The organism is Porphyromonas crevioricanis (genome assembly GCF_900167225.1).
GTDB lineage: Bacteria > Bacteroidota > Bacteroidia > Bacteroidales > Porphyromonadaceae > Porphyromonas > Porphyromonas crevioricanis.
Genome location: NZ_FUXH01000014.1, coordinates 1 through 23,418, shown reverse-complemented (window position 1 = coordinate 23,418; position 23,418 = coordinate 1). Strand labels below are relative to the sequence as shown.

Below are 23,418 nucleotides of genomic sequence, written 5' to 3'. Positions count from 1 at the left end.
TTAAGCTTCCAAATTGGCCAATTTGAGGATCGAACGGACAGCGTCTTTCAGTCCGGCTGCATCTTTTCCCCCCGCTGTAGCAAAGTGGGGCTGACCACCACCACCACCGCGTATAGCCTTGGCAGCCTCACGAACGATCTTGCCGGCATCATGGCCTTGCTCGACCAAGGAGCGAGACAGAGCAACAGTCAGGGTCGGTTTGTCCTCGAATACAGTGCCGGCAACAAAGAAGTAAGGCTCCTTCATGGCACTGTCTATTCTCAAGGCAATATCACGCACAACGTCAGCAGGGAGTTCTTCTTCCAGACGGAAGAGACGCAGCCCATTAACGCTTTGTGTGGACTGCAAAAGCCGATCACGTATATTTGCAGCTTGCTGCTTGAGCATTTCGGCACGTTGCTTTTTCAGGCTATTTGTCTCATCAATAAGTTTGCTTAGAGCTTTCAAGGGCTGAGGGTTATTGCCCAACAAATCTTTCAGTTGGGTAAGTAAATCGGCCTGTTCGTATAAATACTGCTCAGCGTTAGCAGCGGTAACAGCTTCGATACGTCGAATACCTGCTGCAATAGAGCTTTCACTCACGATACGGAAAGTACCGATCACCCCGGTGGATGGCACATGAGTACCTCCACAAAGCTCTATGGAAGAGCCATACTTAAGCACACGCACTTCCTCGCCATACTTTTCTCCAAAGAGAGCCATAGCTCCCATATCCATCGCTTCTTTGATCGGGATATTTCGTTTCTCTTCGCGTGGATAATCTCGTCTGATGCGGAGAGTGACCAGCTGTTCTACCTTCCTGATTTCTTCTTCACTCAATTTAGAGAAGTGAGAAAAGTCGAAGCGCAGAACTTCAGGACTTACAAAAGAACCTTTTTGCTCAACGTGTGTGCCGAGAATTTCTCGCAAGGCTTCGTGCAGCAAGTGGGTGGCCGTGTGGTTGCATTCGGCAGCCAAGCGACGTTCCACATTGATACGAGCTACAAAATCGGTAGAGGGATCTCCGGGTAACTTCTCCATCAGGTGCACCGGCAGGTTATTTTCCCGCTTCGTATCGAATATGGGGTATTCTTTTTCGCCCTCATCGATAAGCCAACCACTGTCTCCTACTTGTCCACCCATCTCTGCGTAGAAAGGAGAAGCCGAGAGTACGACCTGGTAGTATTGTTTGTTTTTCTGCTTGATCAGACGGTAGCGAAGGATGCGACACTCCACTTCGGTGTGATCATAGCCGACAAAAGTCGTCTCCCCTGCTGCGATCTCCACCCAGTCTTCTGTTTCTGTTGCAGCTGCGTTGCGAGCACGGTCTTTCTGCTTTTGCATCTCCGCTTCAAAGCCTTTGATATCTGCGCTCATATTATTTTCACGCAAGATCAGCTCGGTAAGATCCAATGGGAAGCCGTAGGTATCATAGAGGGTGAAAGCATGTAGACCATTCAGCTCGGTAGAACCGGCTGCTTTGGCCTCGGCTATCTGTCTATCAAGCATCTTGATACCGGTCTCGAGAGTACGCAAGAAACTCTCTTCTTCCTCTTTAATCACTTTCTCTATCAATTGCTGCTGGGCTTGCAGTTCGGGGTAAGCCTCTCCCATCACATCGATGAGAGTGGGCAGAAGGGTGTACATGAAAGCCGAGCGTCTATCAAGGAAGGTATAACCGTAACGGACAGCTCGACGCAAGATGCGGCGTATCACATAACCAGCCTTGGCATTGGAAGGCAATTGTCCATCCGTAATAGCGAAAGCGATAGTACGTATATGATCGGCAATTACACGCATGGCTATATCAACCTGCGGATTATCTCCATAGCTTTTGCCAGATAGATTGCCAATTGCTTGTATCAGTGGCTGGAAAATATCGGTATCATAGTTCGAGCTCTTACCCTGCATCGCCATACAGAGTCGTTCAAAACCCATCCCCGTATCGATCACTTTGTGAGGAAGAGGAGAGAGATGACCATCAGAATGGCGGTTGTATTGCATGAAAACAAGGTTCCATATCTCTATCACTTGGGGATGATCCTTATTTACCAACTCTCGCCCATCAACTTGAGAACGTTCGGCATCGCTACGTATGTCTATATGTATCTCCGAACAAGGCCCACAAGGCCCGGTATCGCCCATTTCCCAGAAATTGTCTTTGCGATTTCCGTTGATGATCCTATTCTTTGGCAAATGTTTAGCCCAGTAGCTCGCAGCTTCGTCGTCACGCTCTAACTGTTCTTCGGCACACCCCTCGAAAACGGTTGCGTAGAGCCTATTGGGATCGATTTGCAATGTTCCTACCAGAAACTCCCAAGCCCAATCGATGGCCTCAGCCTTGAAATAGTCACCAAAGCTCCAGTTGCCGAGCATCTCGAACATAGTGTGATGATAGGTATCGCGACCGACTTCTTCCAAATCATTGTGTTTGCCACTGACACGCAGACATTTCTGCGAATCGGCCACTCGTTTGTATTTCGGTTCGCTGTTACCAAGGATAATGTCCTTGAACTGGTTCATCCCAGCATTGGTAAACATCAATGTCGGGTCCCCCTTAATAACCATGGGTGCCGAGGGTACTATCTTGTGCCCCTTAGAGGCGAAAAAATCTAAAAATGATTGACGAATTTCTTTCGCAGTCTTCATACTTAGCTATATAACGTTTGTGGTCACAAAAATACGCTATATATGTGAGAGTGACGAGTATTACTCCAATGAGGCTATTGTGACCAAGGTATAGGTCTGGATACAACAATCCCCGGCCGAAATAAATACGGTCGGGGATTGCCTTGCTGTATCGGGACCAGTAAGATCCTTTGTTGGATTGTTCAGCGAACAGCCGTTTCAGCAGCTTTTCTATTTTCCTCTTTGTTGAGAACCGCTTGTCTGTTGCCGGCAGCGATAGCACGATCGAAGTAGACCTCCGCCTGATCATACTTTCTCTGCATCGCCAAAGCACAACCGATATTGTTGAGAGCTTCGGGCAAGTCTTGTGCTTTCATCAGATAGTTGAGTGCTTCGGCTGGCCTTCCTGCTTCGATCTCTGCTGCTCCACAGTTGAGATTAGCAATGGGATCGGCAGGAAACAGATTGTGCGCAACTCTGAATACTTGCGCAAAATCCTCACTCCCTTTCTCAAAAGAATTAGCTACCTGAAACAATTCATCCAAACTCAACTGACTCGGCTTGCGATGGTACACTTCCTTAGCCTCTTGCAGATCGAAAGCCTTTACCACGTAGGAGACACTGGCTACGTTTCGGCGCAATCTGGGGTAATAGTCCTCAAGCAGATGGTTCAAAGTCTTCCCCTTGTCAAGTTTGTTGATAGCCGCTTCTCGCTGCAAATCAGTCTCTTTGGTATCTATGATATTGAGGATCTCCTCTTTGTATTCGAGAGAGGAAGTCTCAACCAAATTCTTCAGTCCATCCCAATCCTCTCCATGCCAGTCTATTTTCATTTTGCTGTCCGAAATTCCGTAGGTGTTTTTGAGGAAAGAAGCGAACGTATAGGCTCTATTTTTGGAGAGTGTGATATTGCTTTCGAAACGTCCTTCCGGTGAGGCATAGCCGTCTATCTTGAAGTCGGAAACCTGCAAATTAGAATCTCCCAAAATGCTCTTGACGAACTTATCCACTCGAGCTATTTCTCCGGCATTACCCTTGTAGTCTACAAGCAAATCATGCTTGCCTTGTTTGTAATTGAAGAAAGCCTCAAGGCTCTCAGCCCGATGCTTGACCGCTTCTACTTTTGGCTTAACATATTCGGCCACGAGACGAGGTTGATAAGGATCGGGGAAAAGTTTCGAGACCAATTGAGATATGTAAGTTCCGTCATTACAACCAGCACAGCCAGTCACTTCTTCCACAACAGAGAAATTAGCCGAATGCATCCATGGTCGATAGTCTATTATTCCCTTTATCTCTATCGTTTGAGCTTCCTTGTTTTTCCTTTTCAGCACTCGATCCATACAGTAAGTTGTATCACTGCCAAGCTCCACAGCCCTGCGGATGGCTCTGTAACGGTTAGCTCCCACCACCCAATAGGAGTCAAGAAGCAGAGAGTCTCGTTTGTCGGACGAACGCAAAATAGGAGTGATACGGATTTGCTGGGTAGATTTGAGCTTTACTTTGCTCAGATCGACCGTGTATCTCATTTCGATCTTTGAGATTTCTCCATTCTGCAACAGACGATTTACGTGATAATTCTCATAAAGGACTTGCCCTTCGTATGGATTTTGGGCAGCCGACTGTCGGGCACAAATAACGCTCAATAGGAGCAACAAATAGATGGTCAATCGTTTCATCATGTTCTTCTTTTTTTAATCGCAAACATATAGGTCTGCACGCCCTATGTCTGTCTAAATAATATCACTCGAAACAACTTGGCAGTAGGTATTTCCAAGCCTTATCAGGATTACACCCAAATGTACAGCAAAATCAGATGTCAAGCAGGTCTCTGCGAGAAAATCAAAGAAATGTGAGACGAAAAGAAAGAAGGATATGAATCTTCTGGAAGAAAGCCTATGCTCGTTCCTCAGCTTAATCTAAAAAAGCTCCCAAGCCTTCCTTTCGTGAGAGGTTTCTTTCCCAACTTAAAAAAAGGGGGGCTATTGTCTTGATCTTGATTAAAAGCGTGTCATCAGCTCTACAACAATCTTATCCTGCTCAGAAATCTTGATCGGGGCTTCTTTGCTATAGAAATACTTCTCATAATTGATCCGTATATCCGACACAAAAGGTTTGGCCAGACTGAATGTGAGCCCAGCAGTTGTCCGATGTCGCTCTGCATCGGAGAGTTGCAACTTCCGATCTGGTCCATAGATGCCATTGCTATGATCTCCCATATAATCATATCGGCAAAGGAAAGAGATCTTCTTGAAAAGCCTACGGACAGGTAAGTCATAACAAATAAAAGCATCAACCGCACTCATATCGGGGAAAGCACCCTTCTCATACTTCTTGAGCATATACTCCGCTTCCAAGTGCCAAGGTCCGGTGTGGTAATACATTCCTCCGTTGTACATATAAGTAAAGACATCGCCAGTCTTACTCTTTTGCATACTGAGTGTCAGATTAAATCCGGAGGGAGAGAGTAGCTGTAGCTTGGTGGAAAAATTGAAATTGTCTGTCCAGAAGTTCTTGTTCTCATACAAGCCCGATCCGTTAAAAATACCGGCTTCCAGGATGATGGACAATCGAGTCTGGATCTTGTAGTACGCCGCAGCCCCCACATCTCGGACATTGCCGACCTGCTTAGCTATGAAAGATCGGTTGGCGAAATACTGTTCGTGTGGCGAGCGGTGAGCATCAATCGTAAAAGGCACTCTCATTTGCCCGATGGTGAAACGTCCGTTTTGTATCGGATTTAGTCGCACATAAGCATCGAGCATCCGTATCCGCCCCTCATCAGACAGATCTACTTCACTCTTGTATTGCAGATGCTCGGTGACATACCCGGAAATTCCAAAACGAGCATTCCGAACACCAAATCGCCCTTTATTTATATCAGGCTGATATTCAAACTTTCCTCGCACCGTCCCTCTTATCTCTGGCAAAAAGGTCTTCTCCTGCTGGGCATAACCGACCAAAACAGATGACAAGACAGAAAAAACGAAAAGGACAAAGCAGTAGAAGAAAGAACTAAGAACAGATCTCATAGACGAAAATGCAACTGGTAGCTAATTAAGACGAAGTGGGAGGATTGGTTTGCCGGTACTGAGAAGGAGTACAATTCATTTGCTTTTTGAAAGCGCGAGAGAAGTAGGATTGCTCACTAAAACCGGTCAATTCGCTGATTTCGAGGATTGTCTTGTCCGTATCTCTCAAGAGCTTGCAGGCATGCCGTATCTTGATATGCAAAACATAGATGCTCGAAGACATCCCACATACAGCTGTCAGCTTACGGTTGAGCTGAGAGAGACTCACATGCATACGATCGGCCAACATCGGAGAACTGAAAAGAGGGTTAGTCATCTCTTCATATACAATATCCGAGACTTCTTTCAGGAAAGCTTGCCCAATCATATTGCAATCCGGAAGAGGCATCTCTCCTTCACCTTTGTCTTCTTGCAGGAGATTCATATAATGCTTCTTCAGAAGCTTACGGTCTGCCAATATATTATCTATCCGGAGCCTCAATTCATCAGTAGAAAAAGGCTTGACCAAATAGGCATCTGCTCCGCTTTTGAGCCCCTCGAGTCGCTCTACTTCGGATGTAAGAGCCGAAATCATAATCACCGGTATATGGTTTAGCAACTTGCTTTCCTTGATCGCTCGGCACATATCGGTACCTTTCATCTGAGGCATGAGAATATCGGTAATTATCAAATCAGGAACTAACTCCTGTGCCTTAACCAATCCCTCTTTTCCATTCCCGGCAAGTACTACATTGTACGCATCTTCGACGAGCAGCTTCACTACAAAACCGACATCCTTGTTGTCCTCCACCAGCAAAATAGTTGGTCTATCGTCCTGCATAGGGGAATCCTCTACTTCGGTCTCATCTGTACAGAACTCCTCTCCATCGAGCTTAGGCATATCGGAAGGATTGGCAATCCATGGCTTGATAGGGCGAGGACTGGTGTTTGTGATGGGAAGTGTTACCGTGAAAGTGCTCCCTTTTCCCAACTGACTCTGGACTTCTATTGTCCCTCGAAGATTTTCGACCAAAGTCCGGGTAAAGGACAGGCCGATACCACTCCCTCCTCCGGATTCGGCAGACGCACTTCGGTAGAAAGGCTCGAATATCCGATCCAAATCTTCCGAAATAATGCCAACACCGGTATCGACCACTCGGATTACAAGTTTATTACCTCGCCCATGTGATAGAGACAGACGGACACTGTCGCCCGATCGGCTGTATTTGATCGCATTGGAAACCAGATTGGAAAGTATCTTCTGTACATAGGACGGTACAAAATCGATTTCCCAACTTGGGACATCATGCTCAAAGCGGAAGCTTATCTCCTTGCCGGAAGCAATTACGCCAAATGGCTCCATCAATAGGTTGACAAACATGACAATATCTCCATGTCTCCAATCCGACACTGTGACACCCTTTTGAAGTTTGGATATATCCAACAGTTGGTTAATCAGGCTCAACAACTGCTGTCCCTGCCTGCGGATAGAGGCTCGAAACTTATCCGCATCTTCAGGAGACAAATCTCTCGATCGACTCATTTGATCATTCAAACCCAGCATCACCGTAATAGGGGTACGGAACTCGTGGGTTATTCCGGCAAAGAAATCGGAACGCATCGTATCGATCTTCTTGAGGAGCTTATTGTTTTTCACCCCCTCGCGATAGGCATAGCCAACAAGCAGAAGAAACACCGCCAATACGGCAATGGCAGCCCAGGAAGAATACATATAAGCCTCATTCTCCTTTTGCTGCTGCATATTAAGTTCCTCGAGTTCCTCTATTTTTTGCTCACTCTTATTGCGTTCGTAATTGACACGCACATCCAACATACGGTTGATGTTTCGGGTTGCGTTGATTGTATCGCTTATGCGTGAGCTTTGTACAAAATAGTCGAGAGCCTGTTGATAGTCCTTCGTCTCTTTGGCATAATCTTGTCGGAGCTTGTAGATGTCTACCAGATGAGACAGTGAATTGATGTTTTTCGCCTCTTTCTCCGCTGATTCTATGTACTTCTGATACCCGGAGTAATTCTTCTGCTTTAGGCTGACACGAGCCAATGGAATACAAGCTCCCAACCAATGCCATTTATCCCCGATGTCGAACATTTGCTGATAAGCTTGTTGGTAATAATGTTCAGCTAAGGCATTTTGCTCCTGCTCTTCCAAAATAGATCCCAAAAAGATATAACACAAGCCCATTCCCAGAGGGCTATTGGCTAAGCGATTTTGCTCCAGAGAGAGCAAAAAGTAGGAGCGAGCCATGTCGTAATGCTTGCGTCTCTGGCTGATTGTTCCCAGATTGGCGTAGTTAATGGCAATTCCCAGATGACTGCCTAACCTTTGTTCTCCTTCTAAAGCCTTGACAAAGTAGGCTTCGGCCTCATCGTAGTACTTTAGCTCCAAATTGACATTGCCAATTCCGTTGAATGCCGCAACCTGATTCTTCGTCCAATCCGGATCGCCCTCTGCCACGTGCATATCGGCAAGTTCTAATGCCTTATAGTGATACTCCGAGGCCTCTCCCAAGGCTCCGATGCGTCGGAAGTCAGTCCCCAGATCATTGAGTATACGCGCCATTTCGGCCGAGTCACCCAATTCTATGGCTACATCCAAACCTGTTTGATGATAATTAAGAGCCTCAGTATAGCGAGAAGCATTTCTCATGGCCTTGCCTAATGTCCGATAGAGGATCATCTGCTTGAGCAAGTCTCCCTCTGCCTTACTTTCTGCAAGCAGGACAAGCAACGAATCCGCTGTAAGTTTTGAGGCATTGAGTTCCTGCTCTGTTTGCCTCTTTTTGGAGCGGTATTCGGCTGTAAGTGTTCTTTGCTCCTCTTTTTTACAGCCTAAAAGAGCAAGCAACAGCAACAACCCCAAAGCTATTGCCTTTTTTATAGTACAGTTCGAGAATCTTCCTGTCACTTGCAAATCTCTTAGATTTTAGAAACAGTATGCTGTATTCAGAGGATTTTATCTTTTCTTTCTTTCGAAACGAATCTCAGAAGACAAAAACAACGCAAATGTAACAAAAAAGTGGCACAAGACTGGTTGTCCTGCGCCACTCGCTTTCTCTTCGTTGCACGTTTCTCCCGGCTGCTTTTTGCGAAGTCTTCAGTACCTCTCCTTTTCTTCATTCATAGTCTTCCCTCGTTTCCTCCAATTTTGGTAATTTGGCTTTTTTTTAAAAACACTTTAGTCAGACCTCGCCGCCTCTCTCCTTGTCCATATTACAGTTTCTTTCTTAATTCGATATTCTCCCATCTGTTAAGAATTAAACAAAAGCACTTTTCCTCTACAAAATAAAGAACTGCTTCGTACCCTTCAGACCTTCTCGAAAACTTCGCTCAGCTCTCTATCTGAAAATTGGGTTCATTCTCTGAAAGCAAATGTATTATCTCTTGTGTCAATTAACTTGAAGTATATGCGCATCTTTTAGTACAAATTACGCAAAATGTAGGATCAAATAATCCTAATACACCTTTGACATATGACATAAATATTTATAAAACAGCATATTAAATACTGATACCAAGAGAAAAGAGGAGATATAAAGAAAGGAAAGAGGATTTCTCTTTTTTACAGAAAAAGGAGAAAAAGCATTGGAGAAAAGAAGAGTTATTTTAACTCATAAATTAGGCCTGACTTGGCAGGAGGGAAGCAAGCAAAAAGAGGGATCATGGAGTGTAAAAAAAACAAAGCATCATAGTCCTATGTCGTATTAGTTCGGCTCTCACTAAAGGAGAGAATATGCACCTGCCGAAAAACAGGGGAGAACTTATTTTGAAGCTATTACCGAGCTCTTACAACACAATTGGAAGACCATCACATAGGCTATTACATAGAATCAACAGCTTCTGTATGCAAAAAGGCCAAATAGAGCTTTCCTACCTAATAGAGAGGGCTCGAAATCACTATCTTTGGGGCATGGATACTTCAGATCAATCTATTTTTGGTAAAGAAGTCATTGACTTTGCGCGAGTAGGTGTGGAGTTTGCGTCGCTTTTAGAGAATTGTTTGCACGGCAACAAGCGAGATTTCGTAGACCGTGCAGTGAAAATACTGCCTTTGCTCTATCTGCATACTCAACTGCTCCCGGCCTATGACTACGATCAAGAGACTGACTATGCTCCGGTCTTCGTGGGAGAGACGATGTATGACGATGTGCGCAACAGTGTAGAACAATTGTTGGGGGAAGATAATAGCTTCCTGACAACCCTTCACCAAGATATGCAGTATAGTGACACACCCATTGGTGCAAGTTTAGGTGAGTGTTTGGCCGATGTGTACCAGCAAGTAGTTGATCTCTTGGGTAATATCAGAGAGGCCGAAGAATACACCTCTATTGTAGCTATCGGACGAGCCAAATTCTATTTCATAGACTATTGGGGTGAGCGTCTCCTGGCCACATTGGGACCTCTGCACCGTTTGCACTGCTCTCTCTTGGGAGATGACACAACAGACGAAGAGCCCTATCGGGAAGAGCCAGAACAATAAAAAGAACTACCTCTGCACATCCCTCTACACAAAAACCTAACTATACACTCAATGCTATCGGCTACCATAGACAAAGAAATAGTATCGACCTTCGAGCAAGAAAGCTTTCCCGGGCAGATACACGTGATAGACACTCCGGAAGCCTTGCCGGATACAATCGGGTACCTCTCTCGTCAGCGAGTGCTCGGCTTCGATACGGAAACAAAACCCTGCTTCACCAAAGGATGCCGCACTTTGGTCTCTCTATTGCAACTCTCCACACCTACCGACTGCTTCTTGATCAGACTCAACAAGACAGATATGACCGAGGAGATCAAATCATTGCTGGAGAATCCCGAGATACTCAAGGTAGGATTGAGTATACACGACGACTATATTTCCTTACGCAGACGAATGGAGTTCCAGGCTGAAGGCTTTGTAGAGCTCCAACGCCTTTGCCCTGCCTATGGGATCAAAGAGAGCGGTCTACGAAAAATCTATGCAATCATTTTTGGCAAAGCGATCAGCAAGGCACAGCAGCTAAGCAACTGGGAAGCTCCAACCCTCAGCCCGGCACAGCAACGATATGCCGCTTTGGATGCCTGGGCTTGCTTGAAGATATACGAGTACTTGATGTCGCTACCAGTCCCCTCCCCTACTCAATTTGCACTTCTATGAACGATATAGCAAAACTTACTCTAAAGGCCCACAAAGAGGAGAGCCTCAAACGTTTTCATCCGTGGATTTTCTCCGGAGCCATTGCCGGAATAGACAGAGAGATCGACGAGGGAGATCTTGTAGCCGTTTATTCCGCTAACGGAGATCCTCTTGGAATAGGACATTTTGCCCCCTCTACCATAGCTGTGAGAATGCTCTCTTTCGATACAGGAGAAACCATAAATCGTGACTTCTGGCTCAAAAGACTCTCTGCAGCCTATAAGTTGAGGGAAAGCCTCGGGCTTATCTCCAACGAAAACAACTCCTACCGTTTGGTACATGGAGAGGGAGACAATTTGCCTGGTTTGATTATAGATGTGTATGGCGATACAGCTGTAATGCAAGCACATACCCTGGGGATGCACAATGTTGCCGGCCTCATTGCAGAATTGCTTCCCGAAATAACAGGTGGAGCTGTGCAGGCTGTGTACTACAAGAGTGCCAACACTCTACCCCATATGGCTGATGTGGAGGTAGAAGACGGCTTTATCTTCGGCAATAACTCTAATGTGAATGTAGCCAGGGAAAACGGTCTACAGTTCTACCCCGACTGGAAACGTGGGCAAAAAACAGGCTTTTTCCTCGATCAAAGAGACAATAGAGCTTTGCTCAAGGCTTATGCCGATGGGCGCAGGGTTCTGAATATGTTTTGCTACACAGGTGGGTTTTCTCTCTTTGCATTGGCGGGGAATGCCGAAAAAGTCGTTTCTGTCGATAGCTCATCCAAAGCGATAGATCTGGCTGTGCGAAACGTAGCTCTCAACTTTGCAAACTCTACCAGACATCAAGCTGTGGCTGAAGATGCATTCCGCTATTTGGAGCAAATAGAGAAGGGGGCCTATGATCTCATCGTCTTGGATCCTCCGGCTTTTGCCAAACACCGTAAAGTACTGCACAACGCACTGAAAGGCTATCGTCGTCTCAATACAATAGCATTCGAGAAAATTGCTTCAGGAGGAGTTGTGTTTACTTTTAGCTGCTCGCAGGCTGTCAGTAGAGAAGAATTTAGGCAAGCCGTTTTCTCCGCAGCAGCCGCAGCCAAGCGAGAAGTGCGCATCCTGCACCAAATGACACAGCCTTCCGACCACCCGATCAACATTTATCACCCCGAAGGCGAATACCTCAAAGGCTTGGTCCTGTACGTAGACTGATAGGACAGAGCCAACACGGCCGTCTCATGCTCCGTTAGAAGCGATAATTGAAGCCAAAGCTGGTCAGTTCGTTTGTCTGTAAATAACGCCCCAAAACATTTGCAATAGGAGCCGAGTCGTCGTATCTGAGATAGAGATAGAGGCGAGTGGAGAAGTGTTTGGTAAGTGCCAAATTGATAGTATTCTCCCACTCTGCAGTAATGGATTGATACGAAGTGATATAGTATAGTCGGGATTGCCAACTGAGGTTTAGATTAAAGTCTACAGCAAACTCCGCTTTCACACTGGAACCGACCCGTTGCAAGAATTGCTCTCCTTTCTCAAAGCCATGTCTCGGCAAATCGATGTCACTCCGGGGACTCCATTTCATGTTGTAGGAAAAAGGAGCAAGATTGAGCTTGAGTTTGAATTTCCGACCATAGACCTTATGGCTCTTTTTCTCCAGTGCATACTGCATACCCAAGCCAAAATCCAAAGAAAGTGGAGCCAAGAAAGCTGCTTGTATCTCTCCGGAATTCTCTTTGTGAGCCGTAAAAAGCTGGGTACGGGTTTCCATGTCGGCAGAGTAATACCAACGACGATAAGCCTGATAGCCAAAATTGCTGCGCAAACGCAATAAGTCATCGGCAACACGATATTTGCGCAATGTATCTCCCTGTGCATTATAAACGCTTAGCTTAGCTTCCAACTCATTATTCCACTTTACCTTTCCTCTTTTGTATTCTATTGCGAGGAAATCACGAGAAAAAAGATTGATATTGCTTGCTCCGCCTTTGTGCCAGTTGGAGGAAACATAGTTTTGCGAAAACTGCAATGTACTTTCAAAACTGGGGCTCCAGTACTTTCGCTTCTTCAAGACGGTATTTAGACCAGCCAACCAACGTATATTGTCCTCCTGCATCGCTGCGATCGAGTCGGCCAAATATATCGTTTCAGGCTTTATGTCGGAGAGATTGATTCGATATTTGTTCAACTCCTCTTGACTATAAGCGAATAGCTCGGGACGACGATACGACAGTCTCTCCCAAATCTTGCGTATTTGCTGTTCGGCCCTCATCTCCTCTGGCAGAGAGTAAGACAAACCTCCCTTCCTTATGTTCGGGGTATTCAGACCGGCCTCCACCGGCAAATGGTCTATGTGAGAGCTGGGATAGCTCCGCACCCAAGGGATAACAAGCAGTCTGGTAAATACCACGGATGCTGCCGTGTGGAAAGACGCAGGGATAGCCCCACCCGAGAAGTAGTAGCGCAAGAGAGGGTGTCCGTCGGGGTTGTACTCCATTCGCAAAAGCTCTAACGCAGCACTTTCGGCTTCTGCCGGCTCTCTGTCTAAGTAGAGATGGAGTGTTTCAAGCGTGACAACAGAGTCGGTCTTTTCTTGCTGGGCCGACAAAGAGAAACCACAACAGAGTAGTGCACAACAAAACCAAAGAGAGAACCGACGGGTAATAAAGCCCCAATTTGCAACTATTCTCATCGAAAATGACCGGAAGAGAAGGGAAACGTATTATTCGTAAAAATACAAATCAAAAAAGGATGGTATCCTGCTGAGTCGGAGCTGTTTCTTCGTTTTGCTGCAAATCTTCTGCCTCCTCATTGTCCTCGGCTTTCTGCGTCTGCTCTATCTTGGCTTGGTATCGCTTACGTATCTCCATTATGTTGTGGAGGTTTCGGCTTAGGGTAGGCATTCGATCCAATTCGATGATTAGTTCATCGTTATCTAACTCTGCCAAGCTCAATATGACGGGCTTAAAGGTTATCTGCTCCAGGCGTTTAGCTCCGTAATACTGGTCTATCAATTCTTTCTCGCGCTGGCGTATTTCCTGACTGTTACTTGCCGTCAGGGTTGGGAAACCAGGCTTTTCCTGGATCCCCTGACTGATACTGGCCCGAGTTGTGCTGAAGTCAAATCCGGACGCCAAAATCGTAACCTTGACCTTTTGTCCCAGAGACTCATCTATGGCATAGCCCCAAATGGCCTGATAGCGTGTTTCGATCTTAGCGGTCAATTCGTGTATAGCAGTGAATTCCTCCATCTGAACCTCCGACTCCGGGGAGTAGTAGATATTGATAAGGACCTTCTGTGCCTTGAAAATATCATTGTTGTTCAGCAAAGGCGAATTCAAGGCATCGTCTATGGCCTTCTGCATCCGGTTGTCTCCTTCTCCATAGCCGGAACTGATAATCGCAACTCCTCCATCCTTGAGTGTAGTCTCCACATCGGCAAAGTCCACATTGATCTGCCCCTTGATATTGATCATGTTGGAAATTCCGCTTGCAGCGTTGGTGAGTGTCTCATCTGCTTTCTTAAAAGCATTGGCTATGGAGTAGTCCTGATATATGGTACATAGCCTTTCATTATTCACCACCAGCAGAGCATCCACATTCTTGCGGATCTCTTCTACTCCTTCCAAAGCTTGCAAAATCTTCACCTTGCCCTCGAAGATAAAAGGAATCGTCACAATACCTACCGTGAGCAAGCCCATATCACGGGCGATCCGGCTTACTACGGGTGCAGCTCCCGTACCTGTTCCTCCTCCCATCCCGGCTGTAACAAAAACCATACGAGTCTGACCGTCATCGAGCATCTTGCGGATCTCCTGCTCACTGTTCTCTGCTGCTTTCCTCCCTATCTCGGGGCGGTTGCCGGCTCCCAAACCTCTTGTGATGGATTCTCCGAGTACCAGTTTGTTGGGGATACGACTACTGTTCAAGACCTGCTTGTCCGTATTGCAGAGGACAAAGCTGACATCTTTGATGCCGCTCATGAACATATTCTCTACCGCATTACCGCCACCGCCACCTACACCAATCACCTTGATCAGTATAGGGTTGCCGGTCTGTTCGTGTTGATAATTGAGAAGTTCGTCTTGCATTGCTACGGATTAGTTTTTTGTGTTGTTGTCTGTCTCGTCTCCATCTCCAAGAAAATCAAACAGCCTGTTGATCTTATCGCCGAAGATAGCTCCGATCTTGCTTGTCTTCTTTTCTTCGCTTTTTTTCTTTTTGAGACTACCTTTCTTCTCCTCGTTCTTTTCGTTGCTGTTATGCTCGATAGTGATACCGGATGATATGACATCAGCATTCTCGCCCTTTCTGCTCCAAGGATCGGTAGCGAGGTCATCAGTCTCTGTGCGTTCGCTTTTCTGCAGGGTTTCGTCTACATATTCAGACCAAGGTCTTTTGTTCGTGGTACAAGCCATATTGGCCATACGCAGCAAGCCGATAGCCGTGTAGAGCTTAGGTCTTAATGCTTCGTCCAGATCCCAACTGATGAGATCATGACGCAGCTGTATAGGATTGACTGCTTGCAACTCCTTGGTCAAGTAATCGATGAAGCCATCCAACTGAGCACCCCCACCGCCTACCTGCATCCCGGCATCCAGCGTGTTCTGCAAGTTCGATATCTTAATGATGTTCACAATGTTTGCCAGGATCTCTTTCATTCTGGCAGCAGTGAGTTTCCCTATGTCGTAATACTTGATCACACGTTCGGTCTGCCGATCCGGGACTTTGATGCTCAAGGTTTTTTCCTTGTCGTTCTCTATGTTCATCGAGGCAGAATCCAGCTTGAGGGCCTCGGCATCGGCTTCCACCAAGCGAAGCGAAGTGAGGTCCATCGTAACGTTGGCCCCTCCCATGGGTAAAACCTGAAGCATAGCCAAAGTACCACTCTTGTAAATACAGACCGACGTGCACCCGGCTCCCAAATCTATCTGACTGCAACCGAGGATGCGCTCCTCCGCCGACAGAGTAACCTCAGCCAAAGCAATAGGGGAGACCAGCAAACCTGCAAAGCCCAAGCCGGCCTTCTCTACTGCCAGCTGTACGTTGCGCTTGATAGAAGAGCGTGCCGAAACAATCTGAAAGACAGCCTCAATCTCTCTACACGGCATTCCCTGTGGCCGTAGAGCCTGCATACCATTAACGATGAAAAAGGGAGCCGTAATCATAAGCGTTTCACGACCCTCGGTGTATACACGCTCGACTTCTTCCGTAAACTCCTGTATCAACTCCTCCGAGATGATGATTTCTTCGGGGAAGGAGCGAGAAACGATATATTCGGTAGTGGAGAGAGACTGCGCACCGACCCCTACATAGACCTGTGAGATCGTCAAATTCTCCTCCAGATTCTTATCCAAAGCCGTTACAATTCGCTTGATGAGGGCTGCGGTACCGTCTACATTGTAGACATATCCATGCCGGATATTACCCAATGACGGCTCCTCTACGAAAGCTGTGGGATGAACGACATTGTCGGCATCCTTGTATCCGAGCATCCCAACAGAGGAGGCAGACCCAAGGTCTATCACGGCCATTATATCATGCATATTCATTGTGCTATATTGTTGCTTTTCATTGATGTCATAGACCAAGACCAGCCACAGGCAACCCCCCGGACTATTGACTCATACCTGTTTTTACACAGAAGGTGTGGCCGACGTTTGCACATGCGACTCTGCCGGGCGTTGTTTGGCCACTATTTGTCCGGCAAACTTAAGGTTTATCGTGCTATAAGCATCCCAGCCTGTGCGAGGGATAACCTGATTGATAAATACCTCCAACTTGTCCAGCTTATCTCTCCAATTAGGGGTCTTGCCGAGGATTATTTCCATATCTGCAATCCTTGAGAGCAAGCACACATCTCCATCCGGCCTGACATAGACTTGGGAAAAAAGATTTTTCCATGTCTGGTTTTGTTCGATCTCATTCACCAAATCGAATAAGCCGGTAACGGCAGCCAAACTATCCACCTGACCCGATACGACCAACAAGGGTAAAGAGTAGTCGATAGATACAGGCACAATTTGCCGCTCCTTAGTGACATGAAAAGACCTATTGTCCGACAGTTGAACAAAGAAATAGGGCTCATTGCAGACCAGTTTCAGATGCAACCTAAAGCTCGGGCTTAGGTATGCCTGCGCTTCCTTGAACAGCCCCGTCCCTTTCAGACGGCTCTCTATCTCAGGTAGCGATATGGAATCCACAGCCTGCCCCACCGGATAGCATTTCAGCCGTTTGAGTTCTCGCAGCACGTCTTGCTCGGTCATGCGCACATCCCCTTCCTCGTCGATCAACTTGATTTTCAGATCCCGACAAACATCCCTACCGCTACGATACAGGTTGTCTTTCGAGGAAAAGTACACCACTGCCCATCCGATATAGATGAGCAGAGCCAAAGCAAATATGCGTTTGAGTATCTTTTCCATCATCTGAATTTACAGAGAGCGTAAGTATTCGGCCAAATGTGGTACTTCCCGATCTATATCTCCGGCCCCTAAGACAATCACCACATCCGGGATATTGCGTTGCCGGACATGTGGCAGCAATTCATCGAGAGCCAATACAGGAACCTCTCCCGGCAACAAATCAGCTATCATATGCGAGCTAACACCTGGCAAAGGCTCCTCTCGTGCCGGATAAATATCGACAAGGACAACTTCGTCCAAAGCAGAAAGGCTCTTGGCAAACTCCCGATAAAAGTCGGCAGTGCGTGAATAGAGGTGTGGCTGGAAAATACCCAAAATTCTCTTCCCTCGGTACAATTCCCTTACAGACTGCAAAGAGGCTTCCAACTCGGCTGGATGATGCGCATAATCCGAAATAAAGACAACTCGCGAACTGTCTACGATGCGTTCAAAGCGTCTTTGTGCCCCTCGGAAAGAAGCTATACCGGCTCTCAGTCTTTCCATGGAAGCTCCGTTGAGCGAAGCTACAGCCAAGGCCGCCACAGCATTCTCAACATTGATCCGCAGAGGTACTCCCAAATCCAAATTTCGGAGCTCCAACCCATTGGGGGCATACCAGTCGAAAAGCAGATGTCCATCCTGAAAGCGAATGTTCGATGCATAATAATCCGCCTCTTCCTGAGCCGAGTACGTGTAAACCTGCACATCGGGGCCGACAGAAGAAGCCAAGTCCAAACCTTTCTTCATCACAAGAGCACCGCCCGACTCAATGAGCGATACAAAATGCTTGAAACTCTCTATGTAATTCTCAGGAGTACCATAAATATCCAAATGATCCGGATCGGTGCTGGTAACGATAGCCATATACGGGCTCAATCGATGAAACGAACGATCGTATTCGTCAGCCTCGACAACGATAAGATCACTTTTGGGTGAGAGCAGGTAATTACTCCCGTAATTAACGGATATTCCTCCCAAAAAGGCACTGCAATCCGGCTCCGAGCTGCGCAGCAGGTGAGCCAACAAGGTGGAAGTCGTGGTCTTGCCATGGGTGCCGGCCACACAGAGAGCCTTCCCCATTCGGGTAATTTCCCCCAATACTTCGGCACGTTTGAGCACTTTGTAACCGCCCTCCCGGAAATAAGTCAATTCCTGATGCGAAGGTGGCACTGCCGGCGTATACACAACGAGCGTCTCCTCCACATCTCTGAAAGAGGGGGGGATCAGCTCGGGTTTATCCTCGAAGTGAACGGCAATACCCTCCCCTTTGAGCTTGTCTGTCAATGGAGTAGAAGTGAGATCATAGCCTGCCACCTCCATACCTTTGAAGGAAAAATAACGAGCAATGGCACTCATGCCTATCCCCCCTATCCCGATGAAATAAACCCTTTTCATTGTATTTGACTTTCCGTTATACAAAGATAGACTATTCCCTGGTAATTAGAGGAGACCTTTGCACGAGCTCCAAAGTAGCAATTAGAACTTGGCATTTTGGAGACTTTGCAGAATATGGTAATCTTGAAGGCATTGAGACAGAGGGAGAAAAAGGGAATACACAGTCATACACGACCAAACCCAAATGTCGAAAATAACACAGCGAATACTGTGCTATGCAATAGTATCCAGAGCCTATTGCGATTAAGTAAAAACAGTGTTGCATAGCAGACCTAAGCAGACTCAAGCGACAAAATCAAAGAGCCCTTCCAGAGAGATCGCTGCTTGATCTCACGATATGGCAAACGCACAAAGCTCATTTTTCCAAATTAGTACAAATACGTCCTATCAAATACAATAGCAGGTCGTGGTGGTAGATTGGGGAAAAAGCTCTTTTTGAGGGCTTTTCGACCTCTATCAAAACTCCGATGAATAGGGCGTTCTGAGAGGGTCAAAATTCTCTCCTCAGAGAAACTTTGTTTTCTCCTGTGTTAGCAAAAATTCTCTCAGGAGAGAATTTTCGCTCTCTCCCCAGAAAATTTTATCTCGAACCCAAACAGCAATTGTCGGCATCAAAAGAGAGAAGCATGACAAGGCCAATAAAGGGGTATTCTCGCCCTAATTATACCACATTATTGTTAAAAACAAAGAATCCACAAGGCTCTGAGGCTGGAGCTTGGGTTATACACTCAAGTATGTAAACCAAACTAAATGTCAAAAAGAACAAAGTGGGTAGCATATCATGCGGTAGTCTCAATTAGGTATTCCTCTATCAAAGAATACATTTGCAATTAGGGCACACAACTCTCTTTTGTTTGTTTTTACTTATTCTTTTTATAACTTCGCTGTCAGACATTAGAGTTACGCAATTCTTAATGCAATACAAAGAGGCTCTCTTGCCTCTTACCTATGTTTAACTTAAATAAAAAGCTACGATGAAAAAAATCTTCTTAGGAATTATCCTTAGTCTTTTGCCCTATTTTGCGCAGGCACAGTTAACTGTAGAAAGTAATGGTCAAGTAAAGATCAAAGCTCATCAAGGAGGGCTTAATCAAGGCTTGCATATCTCAGCCTCAAATGCTCTCGCAGGAACTTATGGAGAAGAGGGGACAGCTCTCTTGCTGGAAAATAAAGCAAGAACTGGCTTTTGTGCTTCCAAAATCGCATTCAGAAGTGGAGTTTTAGGAAATTCGCAGGTCTCCAGTTATTTAGGAACACACTATCTCTCTTCGCCCGAACATGCAACATTCTTTATCTCTACAATGGCCCATGGACAGTTGGGAGAACGTTTCTTGATTCGCTCTAATGAAGACCCGGACAACCCTGCTGTATGGTTTGGTATGTTCACAGGACTGAGTGGTGTTCCCGAAACATCAAACCTGAGTTCAGGGTTGATTGTAGACAACTCATCCATGGGAGGACAAACTACAATCAGACCTTTCGGTTCTGGGTGGGGGTTCCTTGGCAACAGCACACACTACTGGTCTGATGTGTATAGTAATCGGTCCTATACTAGGGAACACCCCTATATCACATCGGATGAAAGAAGTAAAACCAATATCGAAAACATTCCGGAAGGGCAAGCCCTCTCTAAGTTGTCTCTTCTTAGGCCAATCAGCTACAAACTAAAGGAAGAAGTTGCGACTTCTCCTATCGCACCATCGTCAGCCACTGGAGACTCCTCTGTTGAACTGTCGGCCAAGGACAGAGAAGTGATAGCTCGCCACCAAGAAAGAGAGGCTAAGCACAGAGCCAAGACTCAGTATGGCTTTGTAGCACAAGAATTGAAGCAAATTTTTCCCGATTTGGTAGACTATGACAAAGAGACCGGCCTGTATAGCGTACAATACACAGCTCTTATCCCCCTATTAGTAGAAGGCCTGCAAGAACTAAAAGCTGAAAATCAACGCTTACAGCAATCTATTTATCACATCAAAAACAACCCTAATATGCTCAGAGGGACTAAAGATCAAGTAATGGAGACAAGCAATCTGAGTGAGCTACAGACTCCCATCCTCTATGGGAATAAGCCTAATCCGTTTGCTGACCAAACAACCATAGAGTACTACCTCCCTCTGCAAACAAAAGAGGCATATATTGGGGTTTTCGATATGCAAGGTAAGATGCTCACAACTCTACCTTGTATGGAACGAGGCCAACGTGCAGTTGTCGTATTCGCAGCAGATAAAATGGCAGATGGAATGTATCTCTACAGTTTGATCGTTGATAACGAAGAGATTGATACAAAAAAGATGATTTTGAAGAGATAGCCCTATGAAACGATTATTAAAACTCATACTACTGGCCACCTGCATATGTTTTGGGGTTCATGCACAGATTATGAAGACTCCCTATCGCTCTTCTCTAACCAAGATTTCGTATGCGGTTGAGAATAACGAATCTTTCTCTATAACTGATGTTGAGGAATTAAAACAAATCGTATTCTTAGGGATAGATGCAGAATTATTTTTTACCAGCCCCACGGGAATCTTCCGAATATTGCTGAAAGATAAAAAAGGAGGTAGCTATTTAATAGCAAGGGGGATAGGAGCTCTTGCAGACGAAAACAAAAGAATTACGCTGGAAAATGTGGCTCTGGAAACATCAGCCCTACAGGCAATAGATGTACAATCAATTAATTTCGAGCTACGAGAATGCACTGTGCAACTGCATTCTATCAACTATACAAAGCAAGAAATGTCCTCCAAATCTTTTGCAAAGATGAAACTTGATGCGGATAAGATGCGTCTTGAAGCTATCGATGCTGAAATCCTAGCAATAAATAAGTATAACACAAAGTGGGGTATTCCCTGGGTTGCCAAACGAACTGAACTTTCGGAACGTCCCTATGAAGAAAAGATTCACATACTGAAAGACTTCTCTGATGAAAGTGACTACTATGGAATAGAGTATTTCGCAGATGGTGCATATGTGCACTTCCCTATTCTGGAAGCCTACAAAGAGATTCATTGTCCCGACTCTATCAAAGGAACCCAATATGTGGAAAGTTTCTCTTGGAGAAACAGGCACGGAAAAAACTGGAACACTCCTGCAAAATCACAGGGGTCAACTGACGGCTGTTGGGCTTTTTCTGCGGTCGCGACTCTGGAGGCCTACTATAATTTATGCCGAGGAGAAGTCCTTGAAGGGTTGGATCTTTCAGAGCAAGATATGATCTCTTGTTCAGAAGCAATGGATTCTGTAAACGGAGAGACTGTGTTTCCCGGTTATACATTCGAAGCAGCTGAATATGCAGCGAGTACCGGGATCTCTTACGAAGAAGAGAATCCATGGTTATGGAAATATGTCTCCTGCGACGAACTCTCTCATTCCGGGCCTAAAATCAGGGCTTTATCCTCTGTGTATAAGAAAAATTCCACGTCTTCCATGATTGATGCCCTCTTAAAGCATGGCCCTTTAGTCGCTTCTGTACACTATTTCAAACACAATATTGATACTTTGGGTATCCAGCATGGTAGTGGACATGCGATGAGTCTTACAGGGTATGGAGTGGTAGGAGAGGAAGACTGGGAGCTTTTCTGGCCTTCTGAAGATGGCACAATCACTCACATTGAATTTGACAAAACCAGTCCTTTTTATGGAAAAGTCTATTGGGAATTTAAGAACAGCTTTGGAGAAGATCATGGAGATAATGGCTATATGAGAATGCTTCGATATGAAGGAAGGACAAAAAACGGAGTATCCAGATCCTGCTCCATTGGAACGCTAGCATTCAGTGGCGGAGTCGAAGAAGGAGGAGTAAAAGTCCACCCTGTTGTGTCAGATAGAGATGGGGATGGTTTCTATTTTTGGGGTATTGGGCCAAAGCCCCAGTATGCCCCGGAATACGTCCCGGACACTCCTGATGGAGACGACAATAACCCGAATACAGGAATGATCGATGAATTCGGAAGATGCTACAACAACCTCTTTTCCAAGCATCTTGTCATAGATAATCACGTGAGTCTCATATGGGAAGGGATTGTTGGTTCAATCCGAGTAAAGAGTGGTGGTCACCTTTTTATCCCCAGAAAGGTAAACTGCACCCAAGCAACCATAACGTTGGAACCCGGTGCCGAATTAACAATCATGGAGGGGGGCATGATCTATAATGTCGAAAAGTTTAGTGCATTCCCCGGGTCCAAGACAACATTTATGGATCAAGGCAAAATAGTAATGAGCCAAAAAGGTAAGGTAAAAATTGACCGAGGAGCTGAGTTGATTATCAAATCCGGAGGCTTTATAAGGGCTCAACGACAAATAATAAATCCAAAATAAATAAACCATGAAACATTACAGACTAACAATCGTATTCGCCTTATTGGCGTTGTGCTCAATGGTTGGTAGTCGCATGGCTGCCCAAACAGTTATGGCAGAGCCACCCATGGACAGCGAGTGGTACTACGACTATAAATACGGATCCACAGGAGACGAGAGCCTGCCACAAACATGTGGCTACACAAAGATCAAAACCATAGGCAAGAGTGAGCGTCAGGGGAAAAGCGTTGTGGAGTACCAGGCAACTCATGTCACTAAATTCGGCAGCGCAACGGAGCCTCCTTTCTATATCTACTACGAGGGACCTAAGGCCTACCTGCAAAGGAAAGACGGCTCCCTGCATTTGCTATACGACCTCTCTGCCACAAGTGGTGATGAGCTGGAGTTATGCGCCTTCTCTAAGAGTGCAGGAAAAGCATCACCCATCAAAACAAAAGTGCTATCACGGCAGGAAATAGAGATTTCCGGAAAATCGTATATCACTCAAGAGTACCAGCCTCTCTCCCTCCTGGTGTATGGGACAGATACAATACGCTCTTATACCGTCACTCAGC

Annotated in this window: 15 protein-coding genes; 6 read left to right on the top strand and 9 right to left on the bottom strand. The window is 45.9% G+C overall.

Features of this window, described 5'->3' with window-relative positions; translation table 11 throughout:
- From alaS to B5D48_RS07430, 4 genes are all read right to left on the bottom strand, one after another.
- Complete coding sequence (gene alaS / locus B5D48_RS07445) at nucleotides 1-2,628, bottom strand: alanine--tRNA ligase (protein WP_023936559.1); 2,628 nt, start codon at nucleotides 2,626-2,628, stop codon at nucleotides 1-3.
- A 182-nt stretch (nucleotides 2,629-2,810) separates the two neighbouring features.
- On the bottom strand, nucleotides 2,811-4,289 hold the full coding sequence (locus B5D48_RS07440; RefSeq protein ID WP_023936557.1) for a DUF3868 domain-containing protein: 1,479 nt from the start codon (nucleotides 4,287-4,289) through the stop codon (nucleotides 2,811-2,813).
- Nucleotides 4,290-4,607: 318 nt separating this feature from the next.
- A complete protein-coding gene (locus B5D48_RS07435; RefSeq protein ID WP_023936555.1) occupies nucleotides 4,608-5,639 on the bottom strand; it encodes a porin in 1,032 nt (343 codons plus the stop codon).
- A 25-nt stretch (nucleotides 5,640-5,664) separates the two neighbouring features.
- Complete coding sequence (locus B5D48_RS07430) at nucleotides 5,665-8,544, bottom strand: hybrid sensor histidine kinase/response regulator transcription factor (protein ID WP_234985411.1); 2,880 nt, start codon at nucleotides 8,542-8,544, stop codon at nucleotides 5,665-5,667.
- A 936-nt stretch (nucleotides 8,545-9,480) separates the two neighbouring features.
- Between B5D48_RS07430 and B5D48_RS07425 the strand changes: the two genes are divergently transcribed.
- Genes B5D48_RS07425 through B5D48_RS07415 form a run of 3 tightly spaced genes read left to right on the top strand, consistent with a single transcriptional unit; the run spans nucleotide 9,481 to nucleotide 11,963 of the window.
- Nucleotides 9,481-10,116 carry a DUF5063 domain-containing protein gene (locus B5D48_RS07425; protein WP_023936551.1) on the top strand — a complete coding sequence of 212 codons (636 nt, stop codon included), beginning with the start codon at nucleotides 9,481-9,483 and terminating at the stop codon, nucleotides 10,114-10,116.
- A gap of 51 nt (nucleotides 10,117-10,167) precedes the next feature.
- Nucleotides 10,168-10,773, top strand: coding sequence for a 3'-5' exonuclease (locus tag B5D48_RS07420; RefSeq protein ID WP_023936550.1), 606 nt, complete (start codon nucleotides 10,168-10,170; stop codon nucleotides 10,771-10,773).
- Nucleotides 10,770-11,963, top strand: a complete 1,194-nt coding sequence (locus B5D48_RS07415; protein WP_023936549.1) for a class I SAM-dependent rRNA methyltransferase — start codon at nucleotides 10,770-10,772, stop codon at nucleotides 11,961-11,963. The genes B5D48_RS07420 and B5D48_RS07415 overlap by 4 nt, the downstream gene beginning before the upstream one ends.
- A gap of 34 nt (nucleotides 11,964-11,997) precedes the next feature.
- Here B5D48_RS07415 and B5D48_RS07410 read toward each other — a convergent pair whose 3' ends face one another.
- The 5 genes from B5D48_RS07410 to murC form a co-directional block, all read right to left on the bottom strand.
- A complete protein-coding gene (locus B5D48_RS07410; RefSeq protein ID WP_023936548.1) occupies nucleotides 11,998-13,440 on the bottom strand; it encodes a DUF3078 domain-containing protein in 1,443 nt (480 codons plus the stop codon).
- A 49-nt stretch (nucleotides 13,441-13,489) separates the two neighbouring features.
- Nucleotides 13,490-14,839 carry a cell division protein FtsZ gene (gene ftsZ / locus B5D48_RS07405; protein WP_023936547.1) on the bottom strand — a complete coding sequence of 450 codons (1,350 nt, stop codon included), beginning with the start codon at nucleotides 14,837-14,839 and terminating at the stop codon, nucleotides 13,490-13,492.
- Nucleotides 14,840-14,848: 9 nt separating this feature from the next.
- Nucleotides 14,849-16,300, bottom strand: a complete 1,452-nt coding sequence (locus B5D48_RS07400) for a cell division FtsA domain-containing protein (protein ID WP_052512517.1) — start codon at nucleotides 16,298-16,300, stop codon at nucleotides 14,849-14,851.
- Between the two features lie 84 nt (nucleotides 16,301-16,384).
- Nucleotides 16,385-17,176 (bottom strand): cell division protein FtsQ/DivIB, encoded by a 792-nt coding sequence (locus B5D48_RS07395; protein ID WP_023936544.1) that lies wholly within the window; start codon nucleotides 17,174-17,176, stop codon nucleotides 16,385-16,387.
- A gap of 6 nt (nucleotides 17,177-17,182) precedes the next feature.
- Nucleotides 17,183-18,547 (bottom strand): UDP-N-acetylmuramate--L-alanine ligase, encoded by a 1,365-nt coding sequence (murC, locus tag B5D48_RS07390; RefSeq protein WP_023936542.1) that lies wholly within the window; start codon nucleotides 18,545-18,547, stop codon nucleotides 17,183-17,185.
- A 974-nt stretch (nucleotides 18,548-19,521) separates the two neighbouring features.
- Between murC and B5D48_RS07380 the strand changes: the two genes are divergently transcribed.
- From B5D48_RS07380 to B5D48_RS07370, 3 genes are all read left to right on the top strand, one after another.
- A complete protein-coding gene (locus B5D48_RS07380) occupies nucleotides 19,522-20,856 on the top strand; it encodes a tail fiber domain-containing protein (RefSeq protein ID WP_023936530.1) in 1,335 nt (444 codons plus the stop codon).
- A 4-nt stretch (nucleotides 20,857-20,860) separates the two neighbouring features.
- The gene (locus tag B5D48_RS07375) at nucleotides 20,861-22,864 is read left to right on the top strand and encodes a C1 family peptidase (RefSeq protein WP_042120179.1); all 2,004 of its coding nucleotides are present in this window, start codon (nucleotides 20,861-20,863) and stop codon (nucleotides 22,862-22,864) included.
- 7 nt (nucleotides 22,865-22,871) lie between these two features.
- Nucleotides 22,872-23,418 (top strand): hypothetical protein (locus tag B5D48_RS07370; RefSeq protein ID WP_143742825.1); only part of this gene is annotated, 547 nt, incomplete at its 3' end.

What these genes read in the sequence shown, in the direction of transcription:
- alaS (WP_023936559.1), bottom strand. Translation starts at nt 2,628, where the DNA reads ATGAAGACTGCGAAAGAAATTCGTCAATCATTTTTAGATTTTTTCGCC.
- B5D48_RS07440 (WP_023936557.1), bottom strand. Translation starts at nt 4,289, where the DNA reads ATGATGAAACGATTGACCATCTATTTGTTGCTCCTATTGAGCGTTATT.
- B5D48_RS07435 (WP_023936555.1), bottom strand. Translation starts at nt 5,639, where the DNA reads ATGAGATCTGTTCTTAGTTCTTTCTTCTACTGCTTTGTCCTTTTCGTT.
- B5D48_RS07425 (WP_023936551.1), top strand. Translation starts at nt 9,481, where the DNA reads ATGCAAAAAGGCCAAATAGAGCTTTCCTACCTAATAGAGAGGGCTCGA.
- B5D48_RS07420 (WP_023936550.1), top strand. Translation starts at nt 10,168, where the DNA reads ATGCTATCGGCTACCATAGACAAAGAAATAGTATCGACCTTCGAGCAA.
- B5D48_RS07415 (WP_023936549.1), top strand. Translation starts at nt 10,770, where the DNA reads ATGAACGATATAGCAAAACTTACTCTAAAGGCCCACAAAGAGGAGAGC.
- B5D48_RS07410 (WP_023936548.1), bottom strand. Translation starts at nt 13,440, where the DNA reads ATGAGAATAGTTGCAAATTGGGGCTTTATTACCCGTCGGTTCTCTCTT.
- ftsZ (WP_023936547.1), bottom strand. Translation starts at nt 14,839, where the DNA reads ATGCAAGACGAACTTCTCAATTATCAACACGAACAGACCGGCAACCCT.
- B5D48_RS07400 (WP_052512517.1), bottom strand. Translation starts at nt 16,300, where the DNA reads ATGAATATGCATGATATAATGGCCGTGATAGACCTTGGGTCTGCCTCC.
- B5D48_RS07395 (WP_023936544.1), bottom strand. Translation starts at nt 17,176, where the DNA reads ATGATGGAAAAGATACTCAAACGCATATTTGCTTTGGCTCTGCTCATC.
- murC (WP_023936542.1), bottom strand. Translation starts at nt 18,547, where the DNA reads ATGAAAAGGGTTTATTTCATCGGGATAGGGGGGATAGGCATGAGTGCC.
- B5D48_RS07380 (WP_023936530.1), top strand. Translation starts at nt 19,522, where the DNA reads ATGAAAAAAATCTTCTTAGGAATTATCCTTAGTCTTTTGCCCTATTTT.
- B5D48_RS07375 (WP_042120179.1), top strand. Translation starts at nt 20,861, where the DNA reads ATGAAACGATTATTAAAACTCATACTACTGGCCACCTGCATATGTTTT.